The organism is Stenotrophomonas sp. (assembly GCF_032056425.1).
GTDB lineage: Bacteria > Pseudomonadota > Gammaproteobacteria > Xanthomonadales > Xanthomonadaceae > Stenotrophomonas.
In genome coordinates, this window is sequence record NZ_DAMBCN010000036.1 from 18,958 (window position 1) to 28,556 (window position 9,599).

A 9,599-nucleotide genomic window follows, 5' to 3' on the forward strand; every position below is an offset into this window, starting at 1 on the left:
AAGGAGACGGCGGGCGTTGGAAGCGGCGCCATTTCCCGGCAGACTGCGTGGGGGTCGGCCCAGTATAGAGGGTCGGCGGTAGCTGCCGATGGCAGCACTGGATGCCTGCAAGGGGTTGCGGCAGGCCAACGTTCATGGGAAGGAAACGATGGAACGTAAGACGATGGGCAGGTCGGTTCTGGCTTCGGCACTGGTGGCCGCGCTGAGCGCGTGTGGAGGGGGCGGTGGTGGCAGCAACGTGCGCATCGACCCGCCGCCCACCACGCCGCCGGTCACTCCGCCGCCCACCACGCCCAATCCCGCCAGACCCACCGAACCGGCGGTCAACGCGCATCTGGTGCAGACCAATGCACTGGCGGCACAGTCGGCGGGCCTGACCGGCCAGGGCGTGCGCATCGGCATCGTCGATTCCGGCGTGAAGCGCGACACCGCCGCACTCAACGGTCGTGTGGTGGCCAATCTCAACTACGTCGATCCGGCACGCAACAACCTCAACAACGATGACGTGGTCGGCCACGGCACGGCAGTGGCCAGCCTCGCGGCGGGCGCAAGCGTCGGCGTCTGGCCGGGGGGCGTCGCACCGGGCGCGCAGATCGTTTCGGCGCGCATCATCTCCGATACCGCCCCCACCGACGATGGCAGCGGCCAGGGCAACGCCTTCAGCGGCCCGCTGGGCGTGGCGGGCATCCACCAGGACCTGATCAGCTACGGCGTGAAGGTCATGAACAATTCCTGGGGCGGCCTCTATTGGACCGATCTGGCCACCACCGCGCAGGTCGCGGCCGAGTACCGCCCCTTCATCATGAGCAACGGTGGCCTGGTGGTGTTTGCGTCGGGCAACGAGGGCCGTGACCAGCCCAGCAGCGTGGCGGCACTGCCCAGCCAGCGCGGCGTGGGCGGCTCACTGCCGGCGGCCGACCTGGAAAAGGGCTGGCTGGTGGCCACCGCCATCGACCCCAACAAGCCCGGCGAACGCACCAGCTGGGCCAACGCCTGCGGTGATGCGGCGCGTTACTGCCTGACGGCGCCGGGCAATGCGGTGTTTCCCGAGCGCAACGGCAGCGGCTACCAGTGGAACTACGGCACTTCGTTCGCCGCGCCGCTGGTATCCGGCGCAGCCGCACTTGTCTGGCAACGCTTCCCGTATTTCGACAACGATCTGGTGCGGCAGACCCTGCTGGGCACGGCCACCGACATTGGTGCGCCCGGCGTGGACCCGGTGTATGGCTATGGCCTGTTGAATGTCGGCAGGGCCGTGAACGGGCCGGCCCGCTTCGACTGGGGCAACACCACCGTGAATGTGTCGCAGCTGGGCCTGGATTCGGTCTGGAGCAACAACATCACGGGCAGCGGCGGCCTGATCAAGCAGGGCGAAGGTTCGCTGGGCCTGTCCGGGGTCAACACCTACACCGGCGACACCCGCATCGAGCGTGGCACGCTGGCCCTGCGCGATGGCGCCTCGATCACCTCCAACGTGCTGATCACCGCGCAGGCCTCCAGCCCCAACGCGGCGGCACTGCAGTTCATGACCGGCACGACCCGGGTCAAGGGCAACGTCGACAATGGCGCTGCCGTGGTCGTGCGCGATGCCAACAGCACGGCCACCATCGAAGGCAATTATCTGCACCGCAACGGCGCGCGGCTGATGATCTCGCTGGGGTCCAATCCGCTTGCCATCACCGGCACGGCCACCCTGCAGGGCGGCGACGTGCACGTGGCCAGTGTGGTCAGCGGTTACGTGCCGGCCGACGGTCGCAGCCAGACGGTGCTGCAGGCGGGGCAGGGCGTCACCGGCACATTCAGTGGGGTCAGCAACAGCCTCAATCCGGGCAGCCTGCTGGACGCATCGCTCAGCTACGGCAGCAACGACGTCATCCTCAACATCAATCGCGTCAACGTGACCAGCGCCGCGTCTTCTGCAGGCGCGGGCACTGCCACGCTGGCCTCGGCCTCGCGCGTGGAGCGTGCCTTCGAAGCGCTCGACGATGGCACTGAGGTCACCAGTCTGTTCGCCCAGGGGGCGGGCGCGCTGCAGGGTGTGCAGGGCAACCTGGCACTGCAGCAGAGCCTGGACAGTCTGTCGGGCAAGGCGCACGCACTGGCCACGGCGGCCACCTTCGACAGCATCGATCTGGGCCGTCGCGCGCTTTCCGCACGTTTCGGCCAGGTGCAGGGCGCACCGCGCCTGGCCGGTGCCTGGCAGAGTGCCCTGGGGGAGGTGGGCCAGGGCAGCTTCTCGGCGGGCGGTGCCGATACCCGCGGCTGGATGATGGGGCAGGACACGGCGCTGGGCAGCAATGGCGTGCTGGGCTTTGCCTTCGGTGAAACGCGAAGCTTCGGCAACCGCGCCTGGGGCAGCGATCGTGGTCGCGACCGGCAGTCGCAGGCGCAGGTGTATGCCGGCTGGAATGCCGGTGGTGCGTATGCGCTGGGGCAGGTCGGTGCGGGCCAGTTCAACCGCGAGATCGACCGCCAGCTGCTGCTGGGGGCGGGCCAGTACGGGGTCAACGCCCGTTACGGCGGCAACTTCAGCACGGCCAGCGTGGAAGCCGGTTACCGATTTGGCTCGGCCGGTGCGTCACTTACGCCGTACCTGGGCGCCGATTACACCCGCGTGGACAGCGATCGTTTCAGCGAGCAGGGCGGGTTGGGCTTCGGCCTGCACAGCGCCGGCGATGCGAGCAGCCGCAGCCAGGCACTGGCCGGTGTGCGCGCCGAGCGGCAGTGGCGCCGCTGGGCGCTGCGCGGCTACGCCGAGTGGCAGCAGCAGTTGTCCAGCCAAGGCATGGATGCGCAGGCCAGCTTCGTCGGAATCGATGCCTGGGCGCCGATGGCGGGGCTGCAGCCGATGCGCTCGGGTGGCCTGCTGGGGCTGTCAGTGGAGTCGTGGCTGAGCCGCAACAGCCGGCTCAGCTTCGGTTACGACCAGCGCTTCGGTCCGCGCGGTGATCTGAGCCAGGTTGCGCTGCGCTACAGCGCCGCCTTCTGACCATGCGGCCAATGGCCATGCCCGGCGTGATGCCGGGCGTGGCCTGTGCGCCTCAGCCGCCGCGCAGGTTGCCCAGGCGCGGGGTGCTGCGGCCCAGCGGCATCTTCAACTTGCCGATGGACAGGATGCGCGCCTCGGCAATACGGTCGGCCGCGCGCTGCGGCGCGATGTTCTCGCGCTGGGACAGCTCGAAGATGCGCGTCAGGTTGTGGTAGATGCTGCGGATCAGGCGCATCGCGCGTTCGCGGTTGTAGCCGTCGATCTCCAGCGAGACGTTCATCACGCCACCGGCGTTCACCGCGTAATCCGGTGCGTACAGGATGCCGCGGGCATGCAGTTCATCGCCGATCTCCAGGCTGGACAGCTGGTTGTTGGCGGTGCCGCAGATGATCTTCGCCTTGATGCGCGGCAGGGTGTCGGCATTGATCGCCCCCTCCAGCGCGCACGGCGCGAACACGTCCGCGTTCACTTCATGGATCTCGTCGGGCTTGACCGCCTCGGCGCCGAAATCGCTGACCGCACGGTCGACCAGCGCACTGTCCAGGTCGGTCACGTAGAGCTTGGCGCCGCGGTCGCGCAGCAGCTTCACCAGTTCCATGCCGATGTGGCCCAGGCCCTGCACCGCGATGCTGGTCTTGCCCACTTCCTCGTGCCCGAACTTGACCCGCAGCGAGGCCATCAGCGCCTGCAACGCGCCGTAGGCGGTGAACGGTGCGGGATCGCCGGAACCGCCATGCACCTGGTGCACGCCGGTCACGAACTGGCTTTCCAGGTAGATGTTCTCCATGTCGTTCACATCGGTGCCGACGTCCTCGGCGGTGATGTAGCGCCCGCCCAGCGAATCAACGTAACGGCCGAAGGCGCGGAACAGGACTTCGGTCTTGTCCACCTTCGGGTCACCGATGATGACAGCCTTGCCGCCCCCCACGTTCAGCCCGGCCAGCGCGTTCTTGTAGGTCATGGTGCGGCTCAGCCGCAGCACGTCGTTCAAGGCCTCGTCCGTGCTGGCGTAGGGGCGCATGCGCACGCCGCCCAGGGCAGGGCCCAGGGTGGTGTTGTGAATGGCGATGATCGCCTTCAGGCCGGCATCCTGGCTGTGGCAGAACACCACCTGCTCATGACCGGTGGTGGCGAGGGTTTCGAATAGCATGGCGTCTCCGATGGCGCGATCAGCAGCGAACTGCAGCGAACTGCCAATGAACGGTAGGGTCCCAAAACAAAAAAAGCGACGTCGTCATGGCTGGGGGACGGGTCGCGCGGCGCCATTCTAGTCCATTCGTCCGGCCGATGCCGTGCACGGCGGGGGCTCTGGCGTTAAAGAAGATGAAAGTGCGGCCGATGCTGCGACGACGGCAGGTGGCCGAATGTGAAGAAGGCGCAGGTGCAGGCAGTGGCAGCAGCAGGGCAACAATACGGCGGGCGCCGGTGAGGCCGGTCTGGTGGCGAGCGATGGCGGACTGGCTGGCCGGACGGCGGTCGGCGGTGGCTATGCGCCATGCCCAGGCACCGGCACGGCCCATTCTCGTGGCACAGGCCAGCGAGATGCTGCCCGCCGATGGGGTGGCCGCCCACCTGCAGCGCAGCCTGCATGCGCTGGCCCTGTCACCGCACCTGGTCGGTGCGCCGGCAGGGTCGATAGCGTCGCCACTGGGCGATGCCGTGGATCGCGCCCTGCAGGACCGTGACTGGGCCACCCGGCAGTTGCCGCGCCGGCCGCAGCTGCTGCCGCAGCTGATCCAGACCGTCAATGACGATGCCGCCTCGGCACGGGTCATGGCGGCGATCATCGGCCAGGATCCGGTGCTGACCGGCAACCTGCTGCGCATTGCCAACAGCCCGGCCTACAAGGTGCACGAACGGCCGGTGGAAAGCCTGCAGCGTGCGGTGACGCTGGTGGGGACCGAAGGCGTGCGCCAGATCATCAGCGCCGTGCTGGTGCAGCCGGTCATGCAGGTGCAGTGCGAGGTGTTCCCGCAGTTCAGCAGCATCATCTGGGAGCATGCGCTGCTGGCCTCGCGTGCCGCCGCCGACCACGCCCGTACCGTCAGTTGCGGTGATGCCTTCGCTGCGCAGTGGCTGGGGTTGGTACAGGGACTGGGCGCGGCACTGGTGATGCGCCAGGTGCTGCACGAGGCTCAGGGGAGCAGCAGCACAGTGGACGCGGCGCTGGCGCTGGACCTGCTGCAGCGCTGGTCGTTGCCGCTGGCGCAGCGGGTGGCGGCGGCCTGGGACCTGCCCGAACCGGTGCACCAGGCGCTGGCCGTCGATGCGTCCGGCCCGTTGGCCGACAGCCTGCGGCTTGGCAGCGCCGCCGCAGCGGCCAGCCTGTTGTGCCGGCATGGCCATGGCAGCCAGGTGCGCATGCTGGCCCTGCTGGAACAGCTGCCTTCGGCGCCACCGCATGCGCTGCGCTGGATCTGGCGGCGGTTGCACGGGCGCGCGGTGCAAACCGTGGATGAAGCCGTGGCCGATGACAGTGCACCGCCCGTGCCGTAAGGCCTACAGCTGCGATTCGAGCGGCAGCCAGCTGATCACCCGCGCGGTCCAGCGTTTGCCCAGCGAACTGCCCGGCTCGCGCCCCACCCAGTGTGGTGGCGGCTGCCGCTCCAGCCAGCGCAGTTCATTACCGGCATCCAACGCCAGCCACCAGCTGTGCTGCGGGTCGGCCAGGCGCAGGTATTCCTGGCGCAGGCGCGCGCCCAGCACGGGGTCGTCGAAGAGCACGCCCATTTGCGTGTTGAGATAGGCCTAGCGCGGATCAAGGTTGAACGAGCCGACGAAGCCGCGCCGGTCGTCGAGGACGAACGCCTTGGTGTGCAGGCTGGCGCCGCTGCTGCCGAACAGGCTGCTGTCGCCGGGTTCGCCCTGCGCCTTCAGCTCGTACACCTGCACGCCGGCCTGCAGCAGGGGCACCCGGTAGCCCATGTAGCCGCCGTGTACCGCGGCCACATCGTTGGCGGCCAGCGAATTGGTCACCACGCCGACCTGCGCACCGCGCGCGGCCATGGCCGAAAGTCCCTGCAGGCCTTCGGCGCCGGGCACGAAGTAGGGCGAGATCAGCAGCGCGGTGTGCTGGGTGCCCTGCAGCTGCGCTGCCAGTGCAGTGACCAGCCAGTCTGCACGCGCATCGTCGCGGTGCTTCATCGGCGGGTCGGACAGGATCCGCACCTGCGCGCTCCAGTGCAGCGGCTCGGGGCCGGGCTGGCGCAGTGCGCGTGATGTCGCCACACGCTGCAGGTAGGGGCGGCTGCTGTCATGCAGCGCATCCCGATCGGACTGGCGCAGCATCACGCGCAGTTGGGCGTGGCTGTAGTGGGCCAGCGCGCTGATCGGGATCGCCGCGTCGCTGTTCCAGTAGTCGTCGAAGATGCGGTTGGCCTGCTCCACGGCGGGGCCAGCGACCACCAGGTCCAGGTCCTGGAAGTTCACGTCATCGCGGGCGCTGAAGTACTCCTCGCCGATGTTGCGGCCGCCGACGATGGCAACGCGGCCGTCGGCGATCCAGCTCTTGTTGTGCATGCGGTGGTTCACGCTGAAGGCGCGCTGCACCAGTTCCAGCGTGCGGGCGATGCCGCTGCGGTTGCGGAACGGGTTGTACAGGCGGATCTCGATGTTCGGGTGCGCATCGAGCGCCAGCATCAGCGCGTCCTTGTCCTTGGCATCATGTCATCCAGCAGCAGGCGCACGCGCACGCCGCGCTCGGCCGCGTCGTGCAGCGCCTTGGCCATCAGGTGGCCAACGCGGTCGTCGTGCCAGATGTAGTACTGCAGGTCCAGGCTGCGCCCGGCCTGTTCGGTGATGACCGCGCGCGCGGCGAAGGCATCCAGCCCATCGCTGAGGAAGGCCACGCCGGACTGGTTCGGGTGGGCGGCCAGCAGCGGCGCCAGCTGGCGATCGATGGCCGTCTGTGCCGGCTGCAGCGGCAGCACCTTCGAAGCGGGTCCGCGCGCGCTGGGGGTGAGATGGTCGGCCAGCAGCAGGCCGGAAAGCACCAGCAACAGCAGGGCGGCGACAATGATGGCGACGACACGCAGCAGGCGTCGCCACAAGGGCGTGGGCGGGCTCATGCCGCCATGCTAGTAGATCCACGCCATGCGTGGATGGCGCTGCGGGCACGGTCACGCCATGCGTGGATGGCCTTTGTGGGGTCAGCGCCCTTGCCTGCGGCAAGGGATCCGACCCCGTGGCGGGCTCAGAACCGCTCGTCGCTGCCCAGGTAACGCCACTGCCCTGGCGGCAGCGGCCCCAGCGCCACGCGGCCGATGCGCAGCCGGCGCACGCCCGTCACCTGCAGGCCCGCGGTGCTGACGGCGGCCCTCAAACCCTTGGCGGTCAGCCCCTTGCCGGCAAAACGCAGGCGCTGCTCACTCTGCCAACTGACCTTGGCGCCACCGGCTTCCTGCTGCAGGCGCGCCAGCAACCACGGACCGCGCTCGGGGCCGCCTTCGGCCACGTCCACCAGGTATTCCTGCTCGGTGCGACCCAGGTTGCGCTGCAGGTGGGCCAGGGTGGCCGGGTCCTGGCTGACCACCACCAGGCCGCAGTCAGCGGCCGGAAGTGGGGCCGCCAGCTGCAGGCCGTGGAAATGACGCTGCAGCGGACGGATCTCGCTGGCATCCAGCTCGCTGCGCGTGGCGCTGCTGACCAGCGCGCACAGCGTCTCGGCGGCCACGCCGGCCGGCTTGTGCAGCAGCATGCTGACCCGCTCGGCCTTGCTGTCATCGGCCTGTTCGGCCACGACCACGACCGCGTGCTCATCGACCGGGCGCTGCGGCTGCTCGACCACCTCGCCATCGACCGTGACCCAGCCGCCCTCGATGTAGCGGCGTGCTTCGCCACGCGGGATGCCGAGCTGGGCGGACAGGCGTTTGTCGAGGCGGATGGGTTCCATGGCAGGCAGGTCGGTCAGGGGCGCGCAGTGTAGCTGCTGCGGCCGGTCAGCGCTGGCTGCGGTTGGCCAGCTCGGTCAGGTACAGGCGGGTATCGAATTCCAGCTGCAGGTAGTCCGGTTCCATGTGCTGGCACAGCTGGTAGAAGGCCTTGTTGTGGTCAGCTTCCTTCAGGTGGGCCAGCTCGTGCACCACGATCATGCGCAGGAACGCGGCCGGTGCCTGGCGGAACACGGTGGCGATGCGGATCTCGCGGCTGGCCTTCAGGCGGCTGCCATGCACGCGGGAAATGGCGGTGTGCGTGCCCAGCGCGTGCTTGATCACTTCCAGCGTGTTGTCGTAGCAGACCTTGTTGAGCGGCACCGACTTGCGCAGGTAGCGGTCCTTCAGCTCCTGGGTGTAGTCGTACAGCTGGCGGTCGCTGCGCACCGCGTGCGGGTCGGGGTAGCGCTGCTGCAGCCAGGGGCCGAGCTTGCCCTGGGCCAGCAGTTCGCTGACCTGGGCGACCAGGGGTTCGGGGTAGCCGGTGAGGTACTTCAGGACAGCCATGCAGGGGCGGCGGGGCGTCGGTAGAATGGGGCATCCAAGATTACACGCGGTACGCAACGACCATGGCAAAGCCCAACGCGCTGCAGGAACAATTGCTCAAGGCCGGCCTGGCCAAGAAGTCGCAGGCCAGCGCTGCCGCGCGCGAACAGGCCAAGGCCCGGCAGGGCAAAGCAGAGTCGGCCTCCGCCGAGGTGCAGCGCGAAGCTGAACGAGCGCGCGCCGAGAAGGTCGAGCGCGACCGCGCACTGGCGGCCGAGCGCAATGCGCAGGCCAGGCAGGCTGAACAGAAGGCGCAGGCGCGGCAGATCATCACGGCCCATGCGGTGCCCCACAAGGGCGATGACGAATACCGTTTCAGCGATGGCTCGGCCATTCGCACCCTGCTGATCGACCCCAAGCTGCGCAAGGCGCTGTCGGTGGGCGTGCTGGTCATCGTGGCGCATGGCGAGGGCTACGCCCTGCTGCCGCGTGCGGCCGCCGAGAAGGTGCGCGAGCGTGCGCCGGAAGCGATCATCGTCGACCACGGCCAGCCGGGCTCGACGGCCGAGATCTCCACCGGCAATGCCGAGGACGACGCGTACTACGCCCAGTTCCAGGTGCCCGACGACCTGGTCTGGTAAGGCGCGGCTGAACCGGTTGCCACGCCGCCGGGCATGACCCGGTGCGGCCGATTGCAGTTGGAGGTAGGGTCCCCATATCAGGGGCATACCTGACAGTTGCGGAGGTGAGCGATGGCCACCGGTTGGGCGGGAGACGGCGCGGTCCAGGACCAGATCGACGCCACCGTGGACGATGCGATTGCCCGCGCGCGGCGCCAGCTGCGCCAGGGCCCGGGTCTGGAACACTGTGAGGAATGCGACGCGCCGATTCCCTTGGCGCGGCGCCAGGCCGTGCCCGGCGTGCGTCTGTGCGTGGCCTGCCAGCAGGCGTTGGACGACGAAGAACAGGCCCATGCCGGCTACAACCGGCGCGGCAGCAAGGACAGCCAGTTGCGGTGAGAGGGGTTTTGCAGGGCTGCGCCCTGCACCTGCTCAATGCAACGTCAACGTCAAAAGCCGAAGCGGCATTCCGTGGGATGGCGGGGCGGTGTGGGTGGGCAGGACACGCCGTAAACCCGTCCATGAAGTGACCCCCTGAAGTTGGACAGGTGGGGGATCAGGCGGCCAGTGCGG

The 9,599-nt window shown here is 68.7% G+C and carries 7 protein-coding genes and 1 pseudogene; 4 read left to right on the forward strand and 4 right to left on the reverse strand.

All coding sequences use genetic code 11. The annotated features are described in order from the left end of the window. Positions 1–148: 148 nt before the first annotated feature. Positions 149–2,989: a S8 family serine peptidase gene (locus tag RTY46_RS18100; RefSeq protein WP_312710128.1), complete on the forward strand. Its 2,841-nt coding sequence runs from the start codon at positions 149–151 to the stop codon at positions 2,987–2,989. 52 nt (positions 2,990–3,041) lie between these two features. Here the strand turns inward: RTY46_RS18100 and RTY46_RS18105 are convergent, their stop codons facing one another. Next, positions 3,042–4,139 (reverse strand): Glu/Leu/Phe/Val dehydrogenase dimerization domain-containing protein, encoded by a 1,098-nt coding sequence (locus tag RTY46_RS18105; RefSeq protein WP_312710130.1) that lies wholly within the window; start codon positions 4,137–4,139, stop codon positions 3,042–3,044. Between the two features lie 275 nt (positions 4,140–4,414). Here RTY46_RS18105 and RTY46_RS18110 point away from each other — a divergent pair, with 275 nt between their 5' ends. Beyond that, positions 4,415–5,485 carry an HDOD domain-containing protein gene (locus tag RTY46_RS18110; RefSeq protein WP_312710132.1) on the forward strand — a complete coding sequence of 357 codons (1,071 nt, stop codon included), beginning with the start codon at positions 4,415–4,417 and terminating at the stop codon, positions 5,483–5,485. 3 nt (positions 5,486–5,488) lie between these two features. On the opposite strand, the pseudogene RTY46_RS18115 reads toward RTY46_RS18110, so the two are convergent. The 3 genes and pseudogenes from RTY46_RS18115 to RTY46_RS18125 form a co-directional block, all read right to left on the reverse strand. Then, positions 5,489–7,056, reverse strand: a pseudogene (locus RTY46_RS18115) (phospholipase D family protein). Positions 7,057–7,181: 125 nt separating this feature from the next. Continuing rightward, positions 7,182–7,880, reverse strand: a complete 699-nt coding sequence (locus tag RTY46_RS18120) for an RNA pseudouridine synthase (RefSeq protein ID WP_312710134.1) — start codon at positions 7,878–7,880, stop codon at positions 7,182–7,184. A 46-nt stretch (positions 7,881–7,926) separates the two neighbouring features. Further along, entirely contained in the window at positions 7,927–8,427 is a 501-nt protein-coding gene (locus tag RTY46_RS18125; RefSeq protein ID WP_312710136.1) for a M48 family metallopeptidase, read from the reverse strand. 62 nt (positions 8,428–8,489) lie between these two features. Between RTY46_RS18125 and RTY46_RS18130 the strand changes: the two genes are divergently transcribed. Both RTY46_RS18130 and RTY46_RS18135 read left to right on the forward strand, forming a co-directional pair. Beyond that, positions 8,490–9,047 carry a DUF2058 domain-containing protein gene (locus tag RTY46_RS18130; protein WP_312710137.1) on the forward strand — a complete coding sequence of 186 codons (558 nt, stop codon included), beginning with the start codon at positions 8,490–8,492 and terminating at the stop codon, positions 9,045–9,047. 111 nt (positions 9,048–9,158) lie between these two features. After that, positions 9,159–9,425: a DksA/TraR family C4-type zinc finger protein gene (locus tag RTY46_RS18135; RefSeq protein WP_108750680.1), complete on the forward strand. Its 267-nt coding sequence runs from the start codon at positions 9,159–9,161 to the stop codon at positions 9,423–9,425. Positions 9,426–9,599: the final 174 nt, after the last annotated feature.